Origin of the sequence: Paenibacillus barengoltzii G22 (genome assembly GCF_000403375.2) — a bacterium.
GTDB classification, from domain to species: Bacteria; Bacillota; Bacilli; order Paenibacillales; family Paenibacillaceae; genus Fontibacillus; species Fontibacillus barengoltzii.
In genome coordinates this window covers 899,901-922,095 of sequence record NZ_KE159653.1, presented here as the reverse complement: position 1 = coordinate 922,095, position 22,195 = coordinate 899,901, and the positions used below count along the sequence as shown (strand labels likewise).

Annotated in this window: 23 protein-coding genes, 1 pseudogene and 1 riboswitch; of the genes and pseudogenes, 10 read left to right on the top strand and 14 right to left on the bottom strand. The window is 51.3% G+C overall.

The window, feature by feature from the left end; translation table 11 throughout:
* Positions 1 to 44: 44 nt before the first annotated feature.
* Entirely contained in the window at positions 45 to 1,289 is a 1,245-nt protein-coding gene (locus tag C812_RS12590) for an IS110 family RNA-guided transposase (protein ID WP_016310842.1), read from the bottom strand.
* 405 nt (positions 1,290 to 1,694) lie between these two features.
* Here C812_RS12590 and rpmG point away from each other — a divergent pair, with 405 nt between their 5' ends.
* The 4 genes from rpmG to C812_RS12575 all read left to right on the top strand — a co-directional run bounded on the left by rpmG (position 1,695) and on the right by C812_RS12575 (position 4,642).
* Complete coding sequence (gene rpmG / locus C812_RS21900) at positions 1,695 to 1,844, top strand: 50S ribosomal protein L33 (protein ID WP_009226082.1); 150 nt, start codon at positions 1,695 to 1,697, stop codon at positions 1,842 to 1,844.
* Positions 1,845 to 1,930: 86 nt separating this feature from the next.
* A complete protein-coding gene (locus C812_RS12585) occupies positions 1,931 to 2,638 on the top strand; it encodes a metal ABC transporter ATP-binding protein (protein ID WP_016313033.1) in 708 nt (235 codons plus the stop codon).
* On the top strand, positions 2,584 to 3,486 hold the full coding sequence (locus tag C812_RS12580) for a metal ABC transporter permease (RefSeq protein WP_036625133.1): 903 nt from the start codon (positions 2,584 to 2,586) through the stop codon (positions 3,484 to 3,486). The genes C812_RS12585 and C812_RS12580 overlap by 55 nt, the downstream gene beginning before the upstream one ends.
* Before the next feature lie 13 nt (positions 3,487 to 3,499).
* Positions 3,500 to 4,642: a metal ABC transporter substrate-binding protein gene (locus C812_RS12575; RefSeq protein WP_016313031.1), complete on the top strand. Its 1,143-nt coding sequence runs from the start codon at positions 3,500 to 3,502 to the stop codon at positions 4,640 to 4,642.
* A 69-nt stretch (positions 4,643 to 4,711) separates the two neighbouring features.
* On the opposite strand, the gene speD is transcribed toward C812_RS12575, so the two are convergent.
* A complete protein-coding gene (gene speD / locus C812_RS12570) occupies positions 4,712 to 5,518 on the bottom strand; it encodes an adenosylmethionine decarboxylase (protein WP_016313030.1) in 807 nt (268 codons plus the stop codon).
* 238 nt (positions 5,519 to 5,756) lie between these two features.
* A riboswitch (Lysine riboswitch) is annotated at positions 5,757 to 5,940 on the top strand.
* A gap of 120 nt (positions 5,941 to 6,060) precedes the next feature.
* Between speD and C812_RS12565 the strand changes: the two genes are divergently transcribed.
* The 3 genes from C812_RS12565 (at position 6,061) to C812_RS12555 (ending at position 8,428) form a co-directional block, all read left to right on the top strand.
* A complete protein-coding gene (locus C812_RS12565; protein ID WP_016313029.1) occupies positions 6,061 to 6,882 on the top strand; it encodes a transporter substrate-binding domain-containing protein in 822 nt (273 codons plus the stop codon).
* 70 nt (positions 6,883 to 6,952) lie between these two features.
* Positions 6,953 to 7,666: an amino acid ABC transporter permease gene (locus C812_RS12560; protein ID WP_016313028.1), complete on the top strand. Its 714-nt coding sequence runs from the start codon at positions 6,953 to 6,955 to the stop codon at positions 7,664 to 7,666.
* A gap of 18 nt (positions 7,667 to 7,684) precedes the next feature.
* Entirely contained in the window at positions 7,685 to 8,428 is a 744-nt protein-coding gene (locus C812_RS12555; RefSeq protein ID WP_009226089.1) for an amino acid ABC transporter ATP-binding protein, read from the top strand.
* A 79-nt stretch (positions 8,429 to 8,507) separates the two neighbouring features.
* Here C812_RS12555 and C812_RS12550 read toward each other — a convergent pair whose 3' ends face one another.
* Entirely contained in the window at positions 8,508 to 9,185 is a 678-nt protein-coding gene (locus C812_RS12550) for a LysM peptidoglycan-binding domain-containing protein (RefSeq protein ID WP_016313027.1), read from the bottom strand.
* A 96-nt stretch (positions 9,186 to 9,281) separates the two neighbouring features.
* On the opposite strand from C812_RS12550, the pseudogene C812_RS22275 reads away from it, so the two are divergent.
* Positions 9,282 to 9,371 (top strand): annotated as a pseudogene (locus C812_RS22275) (SDR family NAD(P)-dependent oxidoreductase); the annotation flags it as partial.
* A gap of 6 nt (positions 9,372 to 9,377) precedes the next feature.
* On the opposite strand, the gene C812_RS12545 reads toward C812_RS22275, so the two are convergent.
* The 4 genes from C812_RS12545 to zwf form a co-directional block, all read right to left on the bottom strand.
* The gene (locus tag C812_RS12545) at positions 9,378 to 10,052 is read right to left on the bottom strand and encodes a uracil-DNA glycosylase (protein ID WP_016313026.1); all 675 of its coding nucleotides are present in this window, start codon (positions 10,050 to 10,052) and stop codon (positions 9,378 to 9,380) included.
* 174 nt (positions 10,053 to 10,226) lie between these two features.
* The gene (gndA, locus tag C812_RS12540) at positions 10,227 to 11,639 is read right to left on the bottom strand and encodes an NADP-dependent phosphogluconate dehydrogenase (RefSeq protein ID WP_016313025.1); all 1,413 of its coding nucleotides are present in this window, start codon (positions 11,637 to 11,639) and stop codon (positions 10,227 to 10,229) included.
* A 48-nt stretch (positions 11,640 to 11,687) separates the two neighbouring features.
* Positions 11,688 to 12,353: a fructose-6-phosphate aldolase gene (gene fsa, locus C812_RS12535; protein ID WP_016313024.1), complete on the bottom strand. Its 666-nt coding sequence runs from the start codon at positions 12,351 to 12,353 to the stop codon at positions 11,688 to 11,690.
* A 67-nt stretch (positions 12,354 to 12,420) separates the two neighbouring features.
* Positions 12,421 to 13,953: a glucose-6-phosphate dehydrogenase gene (gene zwf / locus C812_RS12530; protein WP_016313023.1), complete on the bottom strand. Its 1,533-nt coding sequence runs from the start codon at positions 13,951 to 13,953 to the stop codon at positions 12,421 to 12,423.
* A 190-nt stretch (positions 13,954 to 14,143) separates the two neighbouring features.
* On the opposite strand from zwf, the gene C812_RS12525 reads away from it, so the two are divergent.
* Positions 14,144 to 15,025 carry a LysR family transcriptional regulator gene (locus tag C812_RS12525; protein WP_016313022.1) on the top strand — a complete coding sequence of 294 codons (882 nt, stop codon included), beginning with the start codon at positions 14,144 to 14,146 and terminating at the stop codon, positions 15,023 to 15,025.
* Between the two features lie 122 nt (positions 15,026 to 15,147).
* Here the strand turns inward: C812_RS12525 and C812_RS12520 are convergent, their stop codons facing one another.
* Entirely contained in the window at positions 15,148 to 15,618 is a 471-nt protein-coding gene (locus tag C812_RS12520; protein WP_016313021.1) for a MarR family winged helix-turn-helix transcriptional regulator, read from the bottom strand.
* Between the two features lie 151 nt (positions 15,619 to 15,769).
* Here C812_RS12520 and C812_RS12515 point away from each other — a divergent pair, with 151 nt between their 5' ends.
* Positions 15,770 to 16,270, top strand: coding sequence for a CarD family transcriptional regulator (locus C812_RS12515; RefSeq protein WP_016313020.1), 501 nt, complete (start codon positions 15,770 to 15,772; stop codon positions 16,268 to 16,270).
* Between the two features lie 67 nt (positions 16,271 to 16,337).
* Here C812_RS12515 and C812_RS12510 read toward each other — a convergent pair whose 3' ends face one another.
* The 6 genes from C812_RS12510 to C812_RS12485 form a co-directional block, all read right to left on the bottom strand.
* Complete coding sequence (locus C812_RS12510) at positions 16,338 to 17,204, bottom strand: spermine/spermidine synthase domain-containing protein (protein WP_016313019.1); 867 nt, start codon at positions 17,202 to 17,204, stop codon at positions 16,338 to 16,340.
* 2 nt (positions 17,205 to 17,206) lie between these two features.
* On the bottom strand, positions 17,207 to 17,773 hold the full coding sequence (locus C812_RS12505) for a DUF4256 domain-containing protein (RefSeq protein ID WP_016313018.1): 567 nt from the start codon (positions 17,771 to 17,773) through the stop codon (positions 17,207 to 17,209).
* Positions 17,774 to 17,809: 36 nt separating this feature from the next.
* A complete protein-coding gene (locus C812_RS12500; RefSeq protein WP_016313017.1) occupies positions 17,810 to 18,979 on the bottom strand; it encodes a DUF4317 domain-containing protein in 1,170 nt (389 codons plus the stop codon).
* A gap of 452 nt (positions 18,980 to 19,431) precedes the next feature.
* Positions 19,432 to 20,052 (bottom strand): DUF6273 domain-containing protein, encoded by a 621-nt coding sequence (locus tag C812_RS12495; protein WP_016313016.1) that lies wholly within the window; start codon positions 20,050 to 20,052, stop codon positions 19,432 to 19,434.
* Positions 20,053 to 20,277: 225 nt separating this feature from the next.
* Positions 20,278 to 21,057, bottom strand: a complete 780-nt coding sequence (locus C812_RS12490) for an arginase family protein (protein ID WP_016313015.1) — start codon at positions 21,055 to 21,057, stop codon at positions 20,278 to 20,280.
* Between the two features lie 242 nt (positions 21,058 to 21,299).
* Complete coding sequence (locus C812_RS12485) at positions 21,300 to 22,184, bottom strand: fructosamine kinase family protein (protein ID WP_016313014.1); 885 nt, start codon at positions 22,182 to 22,184, stop codon at positions 21,300 to 21,302.
* Positions 22,185 to 22,195 lie beyond the last annotated feature (11 nt).

Genomic DNA, 22,195 nt, shown 5'->3' with positions numbered 1-22,195 from the left:
AGATTTTTACTGGGAATTCGTGAAGGACTAAGGCAAAGGAGGCGTTAATCCTTGGCGCTATTCACCTTCCTTCGAGGCGTGTAGAGTTGGCCGCTGCGTAGCAGCACATCGACCAGACGCACGAGTTTTCTTGCCGTTAAGACGAGGGCGCGTTTGTGTTGATTCTTGGGCACTTCGTGATACTTCTTCCGGTAATATTCACCGAATTCTTCATCGCGCATCCTAACCGAGTTGGCAGCTTCAACGAGGTAGTAGCGCAGGAATCGGTTGCCGGATTTGATGCGGGCGGTGTCCTCCGCCTCGAAGACGCCGGACTGGTGCCTGCGCCACGTCAGACCCGCGTACTTGGCGACGGCGGCTTGATCCTTGAACCGTTCAATATCGCCGAGTTCGCCGAGCAGACCGGCTGCATAGACTTTGCCGATGCCGGGCACTGACAGCAAGCACTGAGCGCCTTGAATGCCGTCGAGGACCCGCTCGATCGCTTTGTCGAGATCCTTGAGCTGCTTCTGGATGCTGCGGATGGATTCGATGGAGGTGCCGAGCACCAGGTCAATCGAATCCTCCACGACCTTGGACAGCCGATAGGAGGCGCGGGCAGCTTGCTGAATGCAGCGGGCGACCCGCTCGGGATCGGGGAAACGATTGCGTCCCTTGTCCCGCAGATAGTCGGCCAGATCGGCCACGTCCATCTCGGCGATGTCATCGAGGCTGAACTTCTCGGAGAGCATCTCCATGAGCGCATGGCCAAACACGGAGCTGTCGACCTCGGTTGTAAACGCATTGCACTTGTAGAACAGGTTCTGCAAGAAGTACTGCTTCTCGCGAGCCAAGTTATGGACCAAGTGGAAACGCATGCGCGTGAGGCGTTGAAGGGCGACATACTGCTCCTGCATGACGATGGTGGTCGTCAGGCGGCCGAAGCGCAGGCGATCCGCAATGACCCAGGCGTCGAGCCGGTCGGTCTTGTCCATATCCGCATAGGCTTCTCTGAACTTGCTGATGAGCTTGGGGTTCAAGGTGAACACCTTGGCCTTGCGCTCTCGAAGCGCTGGATCCTGATGCAGGTACATGGCAGGGTGCCAGCTGTAGACGGAAGTGGCTTCCAAGCCGATGTGAATCTCGGTGACGGCCAACTTGTCCGCTGCAGCGACGATTTGGTCACGCAAGTGCGAGGCGCCATTCAAATTGTTTTTGACGGTGAGTGTCTCAAGCTTGTCACCGTCAGCGTTCATGAAACACGCTTCGAGCTCTTGCGAGCTCACGTCAATACCGACAAAAAGCTTCAAGTGAAATTCCTCCTTTCGCTAGGGATTCAGGGAATGGACGCTCCGGGATGCCTCCGGCGCACGCGCAGATCTATCACCCTCGCGTATGAGGACACACTTCGGGCCATGAGCTGCCCCGGATCTGCTAAAACCGGGCATGGGATGCCGAAGGGAACAGCCAGCGGGTAAGAAGCTCAGACGCGTACCGGAGAAACAGACTTAAGGAGTAGACGATGCTACTGGAGGCAGAAGGATTTCCCCGAATGGACCCTACGTTCCATTGTCCAGAGGCATACCGGAAAGTCCAGTCCCTGATAGAATTTTCAAAGAACAAGCTGAAAATTTGGAGGCTGTTTTCCATCCCCCGGGGGGATGGAAATGAACCTAAAAGAGCTTTTTAAAGATACTATACGAGGAGGAATGAACATGCGAGTGGTTATCACATTAGCTTGTACGGAGTGTGGGGATCGAAACTACACGACCACGAAAAATAAAAAGACTCATCCCGAGCGTCTGGAACTGCGGAAATACTCACCTCGGTTGCGTAAATACACGATTCATCGGGAGACACGTTAATCGAATAGTGGAGGATGGCTAGCGTAGAGGGCGAATTGTCGCCTTTGTTAATCGTAAAAATTACGCTCTAGAAAAGAAGGGGTAACATGATTTTATCCTCGTTGGAAAACGTCGTGTTTGGGTATAGTGACAAGCCGGTTATTGACGGGGTATCCCTCGAAATCCATGCTGGCGAGTTCGTTGGCATTACCGGACCAAACGGCGCAGCAAAGACGACGCTGCTGAAGCTGCTGCTCGGTTTGCTGAAGCCGTGGAGCGGAAGCGTGAGGATCAACGAGGAAGTGCTGGTGGATGGCCGGTTGAACGTCGGATATGTCCCGCAGCAGGTTGCCGCATTTAACAGTGGATTTCCCAGTCGAGTGCTGGAGCTGGTGAAGTCAGGCTGCTATCCCCGGCTGGGCCTGTTTCGACGATTTGGTGCGGAGGAACGGCAGATCGTCGAACGCAGTCTGAAGCAGGTCGGGATGTGGGAGCATCGTGATCGAAAAATCGGTGAATTGTCCGGCGGGCAGAAGCAACGGATCTGTATTGCCCGGGCTTTAGCTGGGCAGCCCCGGGTACTGGTTCTGGATGAACCCACGACAGGCATGGATCAGCAAAGTCGGCAAGGATTTTACCAGTTGCTGCGGCACATGACAGACCAACACGGGTTGACGGTGATCATGGTAACCCATGGCCCGGAGGAAGCGGAGACATATCTGGACCGCATCATCTCCCTGGAGCAGCAAGAAAGCGAGGAATGGCAATGCTTGACTACGCGTTCATGCAGCGTGCGTTTTGGGCCGGCGCTTTGATCGGCAGCATCGCCCCGATCATCGGCGTCTTCCTGATGCTGCGGCGCCAAGCGTTGATGGCTGATACGTTGTCGCACGTCTCGCTGGCAGGTGTAGCCCTCGGAGCGGTGCTGGGCTGGAACCCGGCAATAGCTGGCTTTGTCGCTGCCATCCTTGGCGGGCTGTTGATTGAGCAACTGCGCCGCAGCTACCGGGCATACAGCGAGATGCCGGTTGCGATTGTGATGACTTCAGGCCTGGCGCTCGCCGTCGTGCTGATGAGCTTACGCAGCAACCTGAGCCAAAGCTTCAGCGCATACCTGTTTGGCTCCATCGTTGCGGTGAGCGACACTCAGTTGGTGTTGATGGCTGGCGTGGCTTTGCTGGGCGCCATGTATTTCATCGTCCTGCGAAGACCGTTATACAGCTTAACCTTTGACGAAGAAACCGCTCGAATCAGCGGGATCCCGGTGACGTGGCTGTCGTTTTCCTTCGCGGTGTTTACTGGCATGGCGGTGGCGGCGGCGATCCCGATTGTGGGCGTGCTTCTGGTGTCCTCGCTGATCGTGCTGCCCGCCTCGCTTGCGCTGCGGTTGGCCCGGGGGTTTGCGGCAGCGATCATGATCGCCGTTGCCTCCGGTCTCACGGGGATCTTCAGCGGACTGACCGCCTCGTATTACTTGGATATGCCGCCCGGCGGGACAATTGCGTTAATTTTGCTCTTGTTTTTATTAGCCGGCATCGCAGGGCAGAAGGTACGGGGCTGGATGGCCCGGAAGAACGGCCGCCGTGCAACCCGACCGGAACGGGACAACGGAGAATTTATAAGTATGCCGGCGAAAGACGGCGAGTCATTATCGTTGGAATAAGGGAGAGAAGAGAATGAAATTACGCTATGTAAAAAGCTTTGCCACTACGGCTATTCTGAGCCTGGTGCTGGTGATCGCCGGTTGCGGCGGAGGCGGACAGGGTGGAGGAAATGCAGCCAATTCGGCGAATGCTGCTACGAATGCGGCAGGCAGCAATGAAGAGATGGCTGCCAAACAGCCGCTGCGGATTCAAACAAGCTTTTACCCGATGTATGAATTTACGAAGCAAGTCGCTGGCGATCTGGCGACAGTTGAGCTGCTCGTTCCCGGCGGTGTAGAACCTCATGATTGGGAGCCGAGTCCCCAGGATATTCGGAAGCTGACAGAATCCGATCTGCTTATCGTGAACGGCGCCGGGATGGAAAGTTGGCTGGAACAGGTGGAGGCTTCCGCATCCGGCGGTAAGCCGGAAATCGTTGAGGCCAGCGAAGGGATCGCGCTGATGGAAGGCGGAGAAGAAGAGGAGCACGGGCATGGCGAGGAGCACGCAGGCGAAGAGGAACATGCCGACGGGGATGGACATGACGCCAATCATGATGCCGATCGTGATGCAGACCACGACGCCCATCATGAATCCGAAGCTGGGGAAGCGGCGCACGATTCCGATCATGGCCATGACCACGATCACGGCGGGCTGGACCCGCATGTCTGGCTATCGCCGGCCTTGGCGATCCAAGAGATTCGCAACATTGAGGCCGCTTTGGCGAAAGCGGACCCAGAGAACGCGGCCAACTACAAGCAAAACGCTGACGCCTACGTTGCCCAGTTAGAGCAATTGGACCAAGACTTCTCTAGCGCGTTGACTAATGCAAAACGTAAGGACTTTATTACACAACACGCTGCCTTTGGTTACTTGGCCCAGGAGTATGGGCTGACCCAAGTACCGATCGCCGGATTATCCCCTGACCAGGAGCCGTCAGCGGCTCAGATGACGGAGATCGTAAAGTTCGCCGAGCAGCATCAGGTGAAGACGATATTCTTCGAGACATTGGTCTCTTCCAAAGTAGCCGAGACGATTGCCCGGGAAATTGGAGCGAAGACAGCGGTCTTGAACCCAATCGAAGGACTGACCGCAGAGGATGAAGCAGCGGGCCGGGATTACCTGTCGCTGATGCGTCAAAACCTCGAAGCTTTGAAAGCAGCACTAAACGAGTAACTGATTGGATAAGACATACGCTCCAAAAGCAAAGCAGCCCTAGGCCATAACTGGCAAGGGCTGCTTTGTTTAACGAATGTTTTTACCATAGAAGATTTCATCCATTTCAGTGACCAGCATCTCGGTAATCTGCTTTTGCTCTTCGGCAGACAGTTCGTCCTTCGTATACCCGAACAGGTAATTGTTGAGATCAAACTGCTTCAGCTTGCATTTCGTATGGAAAATATGCTCCGGGTAGACATTCACATCAATCATCTGATATTTCTCAATCACTTCGTCGGGAATATAGTTCTGGATCGAGCTGATATCGTGGTCGATGAACAGCTTGTGGCCGTTAATGTCGCGGGTGAAGCCGCGTACGCGATAATCGATGGTCATGATGTCCGCCTCGAAGGAGTGGATCAAGTAGTTTAACGCCTTCAGCGGCGAGATTTCCCCGCAAGTCGATACGTCGATGTCGGCGCGGAACGTGCTGATGCTCTCTTTCGGATCGTATTCGGGATACGTGTGGACGGTGATATGGCTCTTGTCGAGCTGCATCACTACAGATTCCGGCAGCGGCCCGGGCGATTCGTCAAACGACTCAGTGGGCACCTCCACCACGGGGCCTTCGGAAATCAACATCGTGACACTGGCTCCTTGCGGAACGTAGTCCTGATTCGCGATATTCAAAATATGAGCACCGATAATTTCAGAGACCGTGCTGAGGATTTTCGTCAGGCGATCGGAATTATACTGGTCGTCGATATAGGCGATATAAGCTTCGCGCTCCTGTCTGGTTCGGGTGTAACAGACATCGTACATATTAAAGCTTAATGTTTTGGTCAGGTTGTTGAACTCATGCAGCTGAATGCGCTGCTCCGGCGTCAACTTCATGAGAGATCCCCCTTAGCATAGGTGTACTCTATTGGTTATTCCCTTTTCTTCTGGGAAAAAAACGTTCCGCCGCTTCAGCATCCCGATCAGGTGAACCGAGGTCTAGTGTCAGGCACCTGGATCAAAACTGCTGTCGTTCTCTTCTTTCCCTATCATTTCCACCCTATGTTAGTTTGACAGAAATAGCGTTCATATTGTATCCTACAAACAAATTGAATTAGACCTCACTTTCTAGCAATGGTGAGGTAGAGGCGCGATATTTAACAGTCTTCGGAGGAGCTTGAGCAGGCGATGAGCCCGGGGAGAAGGAAATGTCGCCGAAGCGGTATATAGGCTCGCTATATGCTGCTGGGCCTGCAGTTAATAGCTGCAGGACTGTCTTGATAGATAAACCCGATCTATCAAGTTGCGCTATCTCGTCGAGGGGAAAGTGGGTGTCAGGACGGAAATGAACCCATCAAACGGCCTCGGTGTATACCCGAAGTCGTTTTTTTTGTTTCTGTTTTTATTGATTCATTAATTCGTATGGAGAGTGAAGAAAAATGAGAAAAACCTGGTCTTTATCCATCCTCATGTTATTGTCGGTCGTGCTGATCCTTTCAGGGTGCGGCTCCTCCGGCGGCAAAGACGATAATACGTTTAAAGTAGGACTTGAAGCGGGATATGCCCCGTTTAACTGGACACAAAACGATGACTCCAACGGCGCAGTTCCGATTGACGGGAGCTCCGAATTCGCAGGCGGCTACGATGTAGAAATCGCCAAGAAAATTGCCGACGGCCTCGGCAAGAAGCTTGTTATTGTCAAGACGGAATGGGACGGTCTGGTTCCGGCGTTGACCTCCGGGAAGATCGATGCGATTATTGCCGGGATGTCCCCAACCGAAGAGCGTAAGAAGACGATTGATTTCTCGGATAACTACTATAAATCGAACCTGATTATGGTGGTGAAAAAAGGAAGCCCTTATGAAGGTGCGACATCGATCCAAGACTTCAGCGGCGCGAAAGTTACGGCCCAATTGAATACGTTCCACTATTCTGTTATCGACCAAATCAACGGGGTGAACAAGCAACCGGCGATGGACAACTTCCCGGCAATGCGTGTAGCCTTGGAATCCGGTACGATTGACGGTTATGTGTCTGAGCTTCCGGAAGGTGTCAGCGCCGCAACCGCAAATGAGAATTTCGCTTACGTGGAGTTCCAGGACGGCTTCAACACTTCCGATGATGATACCGCCATCGCGGTTGGTCTTGAGAAGGGCAGCGACTTGACGTCGAAGATCAACGAAATTCTCGCGGGCATTTCCGAAGACGAACGGGCCCAGATTATGAACGATGCGATTAAGAATCAACCTGCAGCGAACTAAATAAAGCACGGGACATAAGCCGGCTGCAATGGGATTGCAGTCGGTTTTATACGGTGCGGGAGGAAATGAAATGACTTACGAGTGGATCATCCAAATCATTACCGATAACTGGCCTATGTTTTTGCGTGGAGCCGGGATAACGTTATATATTTCGCTCATCGGCACGATCATCGGTGCGGCGATTGGTCTGCTGGCTGGCGTGATCCGAACCATTCCGGTGCCGGAGCGCGGGCTGAAACGCTGGCTGCTGAAGATCGTTAACGGCCTGCTGACCGTTTACATTGAATGCTTCCGCGGAACGCCGATGATCGTTCAAGCGATGGCGATTTTTTACGGATCGTCTCTGTTGTTCAATTACGATATGGACCGGACATTTGCGGCAATCTTCATCGTCTCCATCAACACGGGAGCTTATATGGCCGAGATCGTGCGCGGGGGCATCTATTCAGTGGACAAAGGACAATTCGAAGCTGCCCACGCCATTGGGATGACCCATTGGCAGACGATGCGCAATGTCGTGCTGCCGCAGGTCATTCGCCACATTTTGCCGGCGACGGGCAATCAATTTATTATTAACATCAAGGATACCTCGGTGCTGAACGTCATTTCCGTATCGGAACTGTACTTTATGACCAAGTCGATTGCCGGGAACAACTTCCGGTATTTTGAATCGTTCTTTGTGGCCAGCGTGTTGTACTTGATCATGACGTTAACCGTAACGAAAATATTACAGCGTATCGAAAAAAGGCTGGACGGCCCCGAAAGCTATACGCTGCAGCGCTAGCAGAAAGCAGGAGTGAGGATGGACAAGGTAATCGAAATTCGGCATTTGAGCAAATTTTTTGGTACCCACGAGGTGCTTAAGGATATCAACCTGTCGGTCAGCAAAGGTGAGGTTGTCAGCATCATCGGCTCCTCCGGCTCCGGCAAATCCACATTGCTCCGCTGCATCAATCTGTTGGAGAAGCCAAGCGGCGGGGAAATTATCTACAATGGCAACAATATTTTGGAGGATTTGCAGAAGGCCTCGTTGTACCGCCGGCATTTGGGGATGGTGTTTCAGCAGTTTAACCTGTTCAACAATCATGACGCGCTAAGCAACTGCGTCGTGGGACAAGTCAAGGTGCTGAAGCGCTCCAAGGAAGAAGCGACGGAAATCGCGATGAAATATTTGCGAGATGTCGGGATGGAGCAATATATTCATGCCAAACCGAAGCAGCTCTCCGGCGGACAAAAGCAGCGGGTCGCCATCGCCCGCGCCTTGTCGATGGACCCGGACGTCCTGCTGTTCGACGAGCCAACCTCGGCGCTGGATCCCGAGATGGTGGGCGAGGTGCTGAAGGTCATGAAGGAGCTGGCCTACTCAGGGCTCACGATGATCGTCGTGACCCATGAGATGGAGTTCGCTCGGGAGGTATCGGACCGGGTCGTATTTATGGACCAAGGGGTCATCGCCGAAGAGGGAACGCCGGAGCAGATCTTTAATGCTCCGAAGCAAGAACGGACAAGAGAGTTCCTGAAGCGGACGTTAAACCGGGAAGGGTAAGACGAGGTTAAATGAGGATACGGCGGAACCTGGATGTAGATCTGGGTCCCGCCTTTTTTTTCGTGTGTGTGGACATCAATCAGGATTGCGGTGTTTGTTCCCTGTAGTTCAAGGAATGCCATACCCCGAAGTTATCTTTGACGTTCAGTGTACGTCTGCCGCCCATGGAGGCATCCACGTAGTAGGGGTAACGGCGGCCGGCGGTAAAATGACCGCGGAATGCGCCGGTGAACGTGACCGGAACCGCCTCGAACCGGATCTCACGAGGGGTTACGCTCAGCACGCGGGTCGTCTGCGTGGAGTTGCCGTAGTTGCTCTCATGCGTTTGCTGAACGCTGCTATCCGATTTGATCGTATTGATGTCGCTTTGCATGGCGGTAATCGTTTCCCGTAGGCCGGATACATCGGGAGCGCCGCCAATTTGCGGGATACAGAGACGTTGTCCGACCCGCAGCGAGTTCGGATCCACGCCCGGGTTCGCTTCCAGGATGCTGGCGATGGTCACGCCGTATTCCTGCGCAATCTGATACAGCGTGTCGCCGGGCTGGATGATACGGGACACATGATTTGGCGGGCAGGAGGGGATGCAGATCACCTGGCCGATTTGCAGGTTGTTCGGGTCAAGGCCTGGATTCGCGGCTAAAATGCGTGTGACGCTGGATTCCAGCCGGAACGCGATGATGTTCAGCGTGTCCCCAGGCTGTACAGTGTAGGGGTAGTGCTCTGCGGGGCACTGCCGATAATAATAGTTAAACAATGGAACTTCCCCTTTCGTTTAGGCTTCTTCCTATACCGTATGCGAGGCCTGGGCGTCGGTTACTGGAATCTCACGGGGAAGCCGTTAATCCGTTGATTCGACACTTTCCTCAGCAGCCCGCTGTCATCGGCGATCAATGGGGCGGCATTGCGGATCGATGGAGGCTTGGTACGGAGTATCGTCTAAAGTACCTTACAAATCCGGAATCTGCCAATCGATTTCAGCCAATCCTTTGGAGCGCAAAAATTGATTGGCCCGCGAAAACGGCCGACTGCCCAGAAATCCCCGATGGGCCGATAAAGGGCTGGGGTGCGGCGACTTGATCAAATGATGCTCGCGGTTTGTGATCAGGGCCGCTTTTTTCTGGGCATGGCTGCCCCACAGCAGGAACACGACCGGCTCCTGCTTCTCATTCAGCGTTTCAATCACCTTGTCGGTGAACGTTTCCCAACCGATATCCTTATGGGAATTCGGGGTGTCGGCCCGCACGGTCAGGACGGTGTTGAGCAACAGCACGCCTTGCTTGGCCCATGGGACTAAATAGCCGTTATTAGGGATTTGGCAGCCCAAATCGTCCCGCAGCTCCTTGAACATGTTCTGCAGGGAAGGCGGGGCTTTGACTCCAGGTTTGACGGAGAAGCTGAGCCCATGTGCTTGTCCTGGGCCGTGGTAAGGGTCCTGGCCGAGAATGACGACTTTGGTGTCGGCGAAGGAGGTATAATGAAGCGCGTTAAAAATATCATACATATCGGGATAAATCGTACGAGTGCGGTATTCATTCGCCAAAAACTGGCGCAGCTGTAGATAGTACGGTTTCTTGAATTCGGGCTCCAGGAAGGGGGCCCAATCGTTGTGAAGAATCGTCAAGCTTTCGTCACCTCGCAAGTTCTAGAATGCTTATGTAGGCTTCGACATCAGCGGGTGCAGTTCCTCCTTAACGCGTGCGCAGGCGCTCGATTGGTTGGATTTGGAACAGCGTGCTAGACCGTGCAAAAACGTAGTAAAAAAGCCGCGAGGTTCTTCTCGCGGCTTTCGTATATTTTATTTATCCAACCATTGGAAATGGAAGGTACCTTCTTGGTCAACGCGTTCGAACGTATGGGCGCCGAAGTAATCGCGTTGGGCTTGCAGCAGGTTCGCTGGCAACCGCTCAGAACGGTAGCTGTCGTAGTAAGCGAGAGCGGAGGAGAAGGCCGGTACCGGAATACCGCGGGTGACGGCAGTGGCAACGACTTGTCTCCAAGCATCTTGGTAGTTCTCTACAACATTTTTGAAGTAATCGTCGAGCAACAGGTTTTTCAGATTCGGGTCACGGTCGTACGCATCTTTAATATTTTGCAGGAAGCGGGCCCGGATGATGCAACCGCCGCGGAAGATCATCGCGATGGCTCCATAATTCAGATCCCAGCCATATTCTTCGGACGCGAGGCGCATTTGCGCGAAGCCTTGGGCGTACGATGCGATCTTGCTGGCGTACAGCGCTTTGCGTACCGCTTCAATGAATGCTTCTTTATCTCCGTCATACGGCTGAGTAGCCGGACCGTTCAGCCGCTTGCTGGCGGCCACGCGTTCGCTCTTCATCGCGGAGATAAAGCGGGCAAACACCGACTCGGTGATGATCGACAGCGGTACGCCCAGATCGAGGGCGCTTTGGCTCGTCCATTTCCCAGTGCCTTTCTGACCAGCGGAGTCCAGGATCACGTCTACCATCGGTTTGCCGGTAGCGGGATCTTTCTTGCCAAAGATGTCGGCGGTGATTTCGATCAGGTAGCTGTCCAGCTCACCGTTGTTCCATTCTGTAAAAATCTTATGCAGTTCATCAACGCTCAGCCCGAGAACATCCTTCAACAGATGGTAGGCTTCGCCGATCAGCTGCATATCCCCGTATTCGATCCCGTTGTGAACCATCTTCACGTAGTGACCGGCACCATCTGGACCGATGTAGGTGGAGCAAGGATCGCCGTTCACTTTGGCCGAAATCGCCGTCAAGATCGGTTCAACCAGCTCGTAAGCGTCACGTTGTCCGCCTGGCATGATCGCCGGGCCTTTCAGCGCGCCTTCTTCACCACCGGAGACACCGGCACCGATAAAGCGGATGCCTTGCGCCTCCAACAGCTTGTTGCGGCGTTGGGTGTCCGGGAAGTGGGCGTTTCCGCCGTCGATCAAGATGTCTCCTTTTTCCAAGTAAGGAACCAGTTGGTTGATCGTGTCGTCAGTTGGCTTGCCGGCTTTGACCATAATCAAAATTTTACGCGGCGTTTCCAGCGATTGCACAAATTCCTCAATGCTGTAGGTGCCAACGAAATTTTTGCCCGGGGCTTCTTCCAGCAGTTCTTTGGTTTTCTCCGGCGAGCGGTTGTACAATGCGACGGAGAAGCCTTTGCTTTCAATGTTCAGCGCGAGATTCTTGCCCATGACGGCGAGACCAATCACGCCGATTTGTTGTTTTTTCATATATATTTACCTCCAAACCTATCCTCTCTAGTCTATAGGGAAAAGCACTTATTTTACGGAATTCTTCCAGTCAGCTGCAAACTTCTCCAGCCCTTGATCGGTCAGCGGGTGTTTAGCCAATTGCGCAATGACGGCGAACGGAATAGTTGCGATATGCGCTCCGGCCAGAGCAACGCGGGTCACATGGTCCGGATGGCGGACAGAAGCGGCGATGATTTGCGTATCCAGGTTATGGACCCGGAACAGCTCTGCCACTTTCGATACCAGCTGCACGCCGTCTTCGGAGATGTCATCCAAGCGACCGAGGAACGGCGATACATAAGTTGCCCCTGCACGAGCGGCCAGCAAAGCTTGGTTGACCGTAAAGATCAAGGTGACGTTGGTCTTGACGCCCTTTTGCGCCAAATATTTGGTGGCTTCAAGACCAGCCAGCGTCATTGGCAGTTTAATCGTGATCCGCGGATCATTGTTGTTGATTTTGATCAGTTCTTCCGCTTGGGCAATCATCTCTTCAGCCGTCACTGCGTCCGGCGTGACTTCCGCAGAGACGGACTCCACGTCAGGGACGGCTTTCAAAATTTCCTCGATGCGGTCTTCGAACTTAACGCCTTCTTTGGCAACGAGGGAAGGATTGGTTGTCACCCCGGATAAGACGCCGATTTTATAGGCTTTTTGAATGTCTTCCAGATTGGCTGTGTCAACAAAAAATTTCATCGTGATCCCTCCAAATTTATAAATTTTAGATTTGAACGATCAGGGACAAGAAATTCCATATTCCCTGTTACTTAATGGATAAGGACGCTTGAGACGATGTGTTCCCGGTATTTTTGGCGGAGGTTGCCGCTTCGCTTTCACGGTCGAACCACCACTCGAACCCGTCTTTGGCCAGCAGATCGTGCGCCGCTTGCGGGCCGAAGCTGCCTGCAGGGTATTGGTATAACGGCACCTCATTTGCGGCATATGCATCCAGGATGGGTTGCACCCATTTCCAGGACAACTCGACTTCATCCCAATGCGCGAAGAAGGAAGAGTCGCCGCGGAGCGCGTCATAAATCAGGTTCTCATAGGCTTCAGGCACTTCGCTGCCGCTCTTATGGGAGCCGATCAGCACCTTCGTGAGATCTTGTTGCTGCGCTTCGCCTTCCGTATTCAGGCGCAGGTAAATGCCCTCGTTTGGACTGATTTCGAACACAAGCAAATTCGGTTTGCCGCCGTTGTTCGTGTTGGAGACTTGCTTCACCGGTTCACGGAACTCAATGACGATCCGAGTTGCTTTCTCCTTCATGCGTTTGCCGGTACGGATGTAAATCGGAATCCCGCGCCAGAAGTCATCTTCGATTTGCAGTTTGGCTGCGATGAAGGTATCGTTTTGGGATTCCTGCGGGATCCCGGCTTCGTCTTTATAACCAACCACCGGTTTTCCTTGAATTGTCCCGCTTGTATATTGACCGCGAACCACTTGGGTTGCGACGTCTTGACGCAGCAGCGGCTCCAGCGATTGCATGACATGCTTCTTCTTGGAGCGCACTTGCTCCGAATCGTCGCCTTTCGGCAGATGAGCGGCAAGCATCATCAGCAGTTGTAGCATATGATTTTGGAACATGTCGCGCAGTGCACCGGAATGGTCGTAATACCCGGCTCTTTCCTCAACGCCAACGGTTTCGCTGGCCGTAATTTGCACGTTAGCGATATAGCGGTTGTTCCAGGAAGCCTGGAGCACCGGATTCGTTTGCTGCAGCAGATGAAGCTTCTGTACCATCGGTTTACCGAGGTAGTGGTCGATGCGGAAAATTTCATCTTCAGTGAAAGCTTTGCTTAACTGTGCATTGAAATCACGAGCGGATTGCAGGTCGCGGCCAAACGGTTTTTCAATGACAAGCCGTTTCCAGCCTTTCGTGTCGCCGAGTCCGCTGTCTTGAATATGATTGGCAATCGTCTCAAACAGCTCTGGACCAACCGACAGATAAAATAACCGATTGGGCTCCGCCCCTAGGGCCTGTTCGCGTTCTTCAATGAGCTTCAGCAAGCTTTGGTAGTCTTCCTTGCGATCGACGTCCAAGACATGATAGCGGAAGAAGCTGAGAAATTTAGTCACAGCCTCAGCATCGCTAGCTTCCCGTCGGGAAAAGCTGTGCAGAGATCGTTCGATGTTTGCCTTAAAGGTCTCATCCGACCATTCTCTGCGGCCCAAACCGATGACGCTAAACACCTCAGGCAGCTTTCCATCCAAAAACAAGTTAAACAGGGCAGGGTAAATTTTACGTTTTGCCAGATCCCCAGTTGCCCCAAACAATACAAACGTATTGGCATCCATCCAGTTTCTCTCCTCTCAGCATAGCTTTCCATTTATCTATTCGTTGAATACAGGTTATCTGTGTTCGTGGAAGATAGGACTTCGCCCATTCCCACCTCGAAGCTATGGATTATTTGGAATGACTCCAATATAATACGAATATGACCATAGGTGAAATTAATATATTTGACAGGAGCTATAGACCAGGTTTATGACAAACAATTATGAGCTATACAAAGTGTTTTATTGGGCAGCCAAAACCGGCAGTTTGACGCAAGCAGCGAATGCATTATTCCTGACTCAGCCCAGCGTCAGCCATGCGATTAAACAGCTGGAAGAAAGCTTCGGCCTCACGTTGTTTTACCGCAACTCCAAGGGAGTATCATTGACGCAGGAAGGGGCGATCTTGTACTCGTATATCGAGCAATCGCAAATTTTGATCTCCCTGGCGGAGAAGAAGATGGCCGAGCTCAAAAACCTTGAGACCGGCGTACTTCGGATCGGCGGCAGCGACTCGTTGTTTAAGCATTACTTGCTTCCGTATTTGGAGGATTTTCATCGACGTTATCCGGAAGTGGGGATTCAACTGCTGCACGGAACCACTCCGGAAATCATGGGGTATTTGAAGGAAGGGAAAATCGACCTAGGCGTAGCTCGGATGCCGATCGTCGATCCGCATATCGAGGTGCGGGAGGGCATTCAGCTGCAAGACTGCTTCGTGGCTGGCTGTGCCTATGCCAATCTCAAGGACAAGGTGATTTCACTGGAGACGCTGCTGGAGCACCCGCTTATCTTGTTTTCCCGTAACAGCCGTGCCCGGATGGCGATCACGGAGCTGTTTCATGAGTACGGCTTCGAGTTGAAGCCGGAAATCGAGGTGGGCAGCGTCGACCTGCTGATTGAATTGGCGCGCAAAGGACTCGGAATTTCTTATGTGGCTCGGGAGTTCGTGTCGAAGGAACTGGAAGAGGGGTCTCTGTTTGAAATCAAGCTGGACGTAGAGCTGCCGCCGTCTCAGGTGGGCATTATGAATATGCGGAACGTGCCGCTCACTACCGCAGCCCAGAAGTTTATGGAGGAATTTAGCCTCTAACCCATATTGTGCTCCCTTGTTTCGTCAGCCTGCAAGGAATGAATGGCTACGGCGGCTCGAAATGGGGTCCACTCAGCCACAACGTATTTGTCGGGATGTAATTAAAAAAAAGGAAGGGGATTCTAAAAGGATTCCCTTCCTTTTTTCATGTCGTGAAGATCGTTTAACTTTCCCCAATCCGCCTTTAGCAGCTTCTTTAACATTTCGACCTGCTCGGCTCCCAGCGCTTCCGCAATGATCTGTTCCAGCGCTGCCTTGATGGTGGTGTTCTTCTCATAACAGCTTTCGCCCAAAGGCGTTAATCTCAAGCTTTTTTCCTTCTTATTATGCTGGGCGGGCATAACCTCTACCAGCCCTTTGGCTTCCAAGCTCTTGATGAATTTATGTGTCGCCTGCCGGGAAATATCGACTTGCCTGGTCACTTGAGATATCGTGGGATTTTGCTGATAAATCCTGGCCATGATAAACCATTCTGAGTTGGAGATATACATCTCGTTCCGTTCGTTCCACACTTGTTCGCGAATGGAGCGAAGCTGAACATGACGTTCGCTGATCAGGTCGATGAGATCCAGAGTTTCAAATCTGGGATGCATGGGATCCCTCCATTTCCGTGCCGGTTGCTAGTTCTCCTACACTATACAAAAAACGGTTGTATATTGTCAATTTAGTTGACAATTTTGCAAAAAAAGAGTATACTGATGATAGTCAACTTAGTTGACAAAATAGAGAGGCGGGATCACGACCATGTTTCATGAGGGGGATTTGATCAGTTATTCGGTGCATGGAGTTTGCCGCATCGACGAGGTTTGCGTGAAATCGCTGGCCGGGGTTTCCAAGACTTATTATGAATTGCATCCACTAAGCAATGAGACCTTGAAGATCAGCATTCCGGTTGATAAGGCGCCCTTGCAATTGCAGAAATTGATGGGGCCGGAGGAAGCGATGACCTTAATCGACTCGTTTATGGAGCAAGGCATTCCATGGATCGATAACAATCATGAACGGCATCACAAATACAGCGCGATGGTGAAGACAGGAGAACGAGAGGAAATCGCGAAGGTAGCTAATACGTTGATGCGCAAGAAACAATGGTCCGAGGAAAATCATAAGAAGCTCGGCAACCAAGACAACCAGCTGTTGTTGAGCATAGAGAATACTTTATTTCAAGAGATGGCCATCTCGTTGAACATCTCCTTCGATGATGTCTTGCAGGCCGTCGAGGAGAAGGTTGCTGTGAAACAGTGATCTGCGGTGTTCATTAATTCATTAATAGAAGAAGAGAGGTGTAGACGCACCTCTCTTTTTTATGGCTTTATAGATAACATTGAATCGACTTTTCAATCCAATATGAAAAATGAGTCTTAGGATGCTGTCGTTCGATTTGCTTCATTCGAAGATACAGGTCGATCCCATCGGATACGTCATGCCATAGATCAGTGAACACATAGTCATAAGCCTTCTGGGCCAGACGGGTGCGGGCAAACTCGAAAGCATCCGCCTGGATGATCTGAATTTTCTCAGCATGCGGGAAATGGGGAAGAAGGTGTTGCTGGAACAACTGAATCACATCTTCGTTGATCTCAACAATCGTCACGCAGTCCACATTGTCCTTCTCCGAAACCATATACGCGTAGTATCCCAGACCAAGTCCAAAGGTTAGAACTCGTCCAAAAGCATCAGCGATCGGTCCCTTCATCGTGGCGATCTCGTTTGGCGTCACCGTCATCCAGATTCGTCCCTGTTCCAGCAATGCCGGATACTTGAATTCAACCGGGAAGAACCCGATCTGCGGGATCTGCCGTCCATCCGTCGTTTGCACAATATCGTTGCATACGAATCCCTCAAACGGCTTGTACCTTTCGTATTTCAATTCGCAATCGCCAATCTGGGCATTGGGGAGGCGGATATTCCGATAATACGGGTTATGCTCATACTCAGCAGGATCCAACTGATGAACCATTGGGTCAAAATACTGATGAAACATCTCCCGATCGTGAGGGGTCTCCAGGATATCCAGCCCAAACTTGGCGGCGAGCAGCAGCTTGAAGGCGTACTCGGCTGAGACACCGCTCTGCACGAGCTCGTTAATCTCCGCCTCATCGATCAAATCGGGGGCATGGTTAAGATAACTGCTAAGTAAAGCAAAAAGCTTGTGATTGTCCTCATGGTTATGTTCCATCTCTAAACCTTCAGCATCCCGCGGAACCCTCTGGCGCCATAATAGGATTCTGCACCATTATGGTACACAAAGACGGTGTCGTAACGACGGTCGCAGAAAAGGGCACCGCCAAGCTTCCGAATGGAAGCAGGGGTTTGCACCCAACTGGAGGTTTTCAGATCAAATTTCCCCAGCTTCTGCAGTTCTCGGTACTGCTCTTCCGTTAACAGCTCAATCCCCATAGCAGCCGCCATATTCATCGCGCTGTCTTCGGGCTTATGCTGCTTTCTCGATTCCAGGGCTTCATGGTCGTAACAGACGCTTCTACGGCCCTTAGGCGATTCCGCCGAACAATCTACGAACAAGAATTGGTTGGTTTGCTCATCGTATCCAATCACGTCCGGCTCGCCGCCGGTCCGTTCCATTTCGTGGAGCGACCACAGCTTATCGGGCTGTGCCTCCAGCTTCACTTGGACCTCGGCCCATGTCAACTCGGGATGGCGATTCATGTTTTTCTCAAAGCGGGCTTGCAAAGTTTGGAGCAACTGTTCACGTTGTTCTGGCAACAAGTCCTTTGGTTCATTACTCATCATGAAGCCTCCTTCATAAAGTGATCGATTTCACCACTATAGTTCTTCTGTGCTTAGGGTAAACCCTTCAATCACCGCATCCTCATCGACTTCGATTAGAATGCAGCGTTTTCCATGATAATTGACTTGCTTCAGGTACTTTAAATCTTGAGGGCTGACCGAGATCGTGGCCACCTTCGTTTCGATCTTGATTGATTTGGACGTAAACTTCGGAACTACGCTGCTTGCTTTGATTTCATAGTTTTTGTCATCAATTACGGTTTGGTAGGCCAGCTCGACTTTTTCTGTCGTCACGTTCTCCACTCCGCTGGCGGTCAGCACGCGTTCCACATCTCGATAATCCAGCTTGGGCGGTTCTTCCTCCTCATGGGTTTCAATCACCTGCTGAATTTCCTCATACACGCTCGCAATCGTGGAGGCGTCGAGCTGATCACCGGCAACTTCTTTGACGATTTCCTCAAAGATCGCTCTCTCTTCCAGCGCGGTTACCGTCTTCTCAGCGTTCAGGACCTGATCGATAAAATGTTGATTGGGATCATTAGCCTTCCCCGCGCAATAGAGCACCCGATTCACATCCGAGAAGCCGTCGGTGATGCTGGGGTAGAAGAAGCCTTGCTCCGGCGAGCGCAGCTTGATGATCGGATCAACGATCACGTTGTACTTAAACTCGCGTTCGACATAATCGAACATCAGCGTTTTGCGTTGGGGTTCGGTCGAATTGATGCTGCACAAAATAAACGGATTGGCAAACATTTCATCGGTTTCGCTCTCCTCGGCTTCTTCATTGCGCTCCTTGGTGGGCTTGTAGTATTGGCCGCGTACGAAGGTGATCACCGTATCCCGTTCATACGTCGTATCCTCCAGCATTTTCTCCACCAGCAGAAGCATCAAATCATGCCACTCGTCGGCATCTCCGGTTACGAGAGCTTGATGCAGCAGTTCCTGTGCTGGCTTGTCCGTTTCCGGGTGCTCCTGGAACTTGACCTCGAACAGCTTCTGATCCAATTCACCGGACAGCAGTCTTTTGAAATTGCCCATGTGCAATTCCTGCTTCTCTCTCTCTAACAGCTCAAATGGCGTACGCTCAAAATGATAGATTTCGTTGGTTTCCTTCATAATATAGACGTTCAGGATGTCGTAGATACTTAGTCTTTCATGATCCAGCTTGAATTGCTTGCGGATATAAGCGATTTCCTTCTTGATCAAGATAATTCCCCTTTGCAAAAATTCAATATTTGCATTGTACTATAATGCTCGCCCTCTGTCATGGTACGTAAAAAATGAAAAAGACCCAAACCGTCAAGTTTGGGCCTAAGCGGGGGAGTTGTAGATGTGTGCGTTTTATTTCATGAACCCAACAATAAGAAAGATGACCCCAAGCGCGAAGAACAGAACTAGATTCCATAGATCCACCCCAGATAAAAAAAGGCCCACCTTGGTACGCATTGTAAAGAGGCGTGGTGGGAACTGTTACCTTTTGTAATAACGTCAACGAAACAGTGACCTCTGTTATTCTTCTGTGATAATGTCACTATGGACACTTTCGTACAACAGAAAGATTTACACTCTGGGTATCGAATGTTACCGGTGATGCAGGGGCGGATGAATTCGTATAATTTCCTGATTTGTCAACTTCGTTCACCTCCAGTTCATCTAGCTTATAAACTCAGCCACAGGGCGGGACGAACCCCGCCTTTGTTATTACCTGTTGAAGGGTGAACGTTAATGCTGTTATAGCGGAAGGTGCCATTTCCCTGAATACCTACGTTGCCGTCGCCATGGATATATACGGCTCTTCGATTGTCACGCCCGGGCGAGCGAAGCCACCACCACCATCCATGCCCATCGAGTGTTGATTTTCGCTTGTCGTTGTTTTCATCTTTCTTTTGAAACCAGTATCGTTGTTTGGCGCTGCGGTTTTCCAGGTTCTGACGGCTGTCTCCGAAATATTTACACACGGCTTCCTCAATGCTTAGAAGAAAAATAAAATCCTGAGTATCTTCTCCGCCTCTTGAACCGTACCACGAATTATCGGGGTTATTGTTCAAGACCGGAACGATTCTTAATTGCTCGGCCGGAGTGAATTTGTTGTAAAACTCACCGTTCAGATATTTTCTCAGCGAGCAGTCCGCCCAAGTCACATCACCAGCGCAATTATGATAGGAGTGTTGTTCAATGATGTGTTCTGTAATCATCAAGGCCGCACCCGGCTGTAGATCAAGAATGCGCCAGAGATAGCCGCCGAAGGTCACCACCGAGCCGATATGAAACTCACTCATCTTCTTCCTCCTCGTCCGCAGAAAGTATATCTTGGCATTTACCTTTCTTTGTTATCAAATCCATTGTATAACTCAAAGGACGATTTTTCTGTATATTTCGTTACTAATGGTTAACGCGCAAAAAAATAGGGATTCCTGACTTCGTCGTCTCCGGAAACCCTTTAATGTATAAATATGATTGTATGCGATCGAAGTCATGTGTAATACGCGCACATTCGATTTATGTCAGCCAGCTAGCAAAATATCAACAATCGCCTTGTTCGCGATCTCGTTCTTCTTTAGCTGCGGCACCCGCTCGTCGCACAGAACATCGACGGGGGATAGAGGCAATTCTCCGCAAATATCCTCTCCGACGATCGGTCGAAGTCGTTTCAACTCTCGGATCACATCCAGCAATTGTCGCAATGTCATGCTCCCCTGATCCCAATTGGTGACCGCATTATCCGGATCAAGGACATCTTTGTCTACACTGATATAAACCGGTCCGTCTGGTAATACGGAGCGTATGGCCCTGACAATATCAACCGGAGACAAACGACGAACCTCTTGCTCCGAGATGACGGTGACCTTATCGGGGATGCCAGAGGCTTGGAAGAGATTTAACGTATTCGCACCGATGATGACCACGCGGTTTAGCAGTGGTAAAGTTTGCAGCGCCATACTGACCCAAGAGCCGCAAGAAATAAGCGGAACATCGTCGTTAAATGCAAGGTCGGTATGGTGATCGAACAGGATCAGCGAGAACGGATGCTGGATTTCGGACAGCAACAAATAGGTAACGTAGTGATAATTCCCGCCCCCGATCAAAGTAATGTTTTTATACTTTCGCGATTTTAACCGAAATTGAATTTGACGCAAGGATTCATCGCTGCAGTAACCTTGGCAACTGTGTAGATCGGAAAAATCGATCCACTCGCCGGGGTATCCCCGAAGCCATGGTTGTTGTTTCAAAGTTCCATCGAAGTTTAACAAGGAAATTCCGCTTGTTTTCGTTCTGCTATCCATTGTTTCACACTCCTAATTCTTTAAGCAGGGCTTAATGTACAGGAACTTCACAATGATTCTGTCAGGCTCAGCAAGAATGTTCTCTTATTAAAAATCGTTTCATTGCTACACAACGAAGCCATTGTGCGAAATTTGTTACAGTGATGCCGGGCATCAAAGCAAGAAATCTCACAAAATGGCTCCTAAAAATAGAATGGCACTTTTGATTGTTTTTCGCAAGTAGATGCACATAGGCTTAATGCTTATCCAACATAACGAACCAACACCCGGTCAACGGATGAGCCATACGATTCGCCAAACAGGATCAAGTGGACGAGTAAATAATAAAGTTGGTACAAAGGGCGCCGATCCGCATAATCGGGGGATAGCGGGTGCGCTTCTTTATATGCGGCGTAAAACAACGAGGAAAACCCGCCGAACAATTCCGTAAACGCCATTTCGTATTCCCGGTCGCCATAGAAGACGGCCGGATCGATGAGGTAGGGTTGTCCATCCTCGCTTGCCATCCAGTTCCCATGCCAGAGATCGCCGTGAAGCAAGGACGGTTCGGTTTTGTCTGGAATCCATCGATCCAGCGATTCCGTCAGCCGCATCAGTTGTTTTTTTCGCTCGGTAGACAACCGCCCGCGTTTCTCTGCCAGCTGGATCATGGGGAGGAGGCGCCGCTCTGCATAAAATTCCCTCCACGTATCGCACCAGCTATTCGGCTGCGGAAGCAAGCCAATATAATTATCGTTATGAAGTCCGAAGCGTCCGCCAAGGGATTGCTTACGGTGCAGCTCTGCAATACCTCTTCCGAGCGCTTCTTCTGTTGTTTGGCGGGGAAGGCCGGTCTTGATCCACTCTAATACGATCATGCCGCCGTCCCTTCCGGGGATCTCACCAGCATAATACGTTTCAGGAACGGCCACCGCACAGGTTTCTCTGAGAAGTTGCAGCCCTTCAGCTTCACGTTCAAATACGATGCCGGGCAGATCGATCCGGTATTTGATGAACCACTGGCGTTCCTGGGTCGCAACCGAATACGAACGGCCGATATCTCCGCCGCGTACTTCCTTAATAGATATAATGTCTTCCTGCGGATGCAGCGGAAGAATCTGTTTCAACGTATATTTCATCCATTCCATAAATCCCTCAT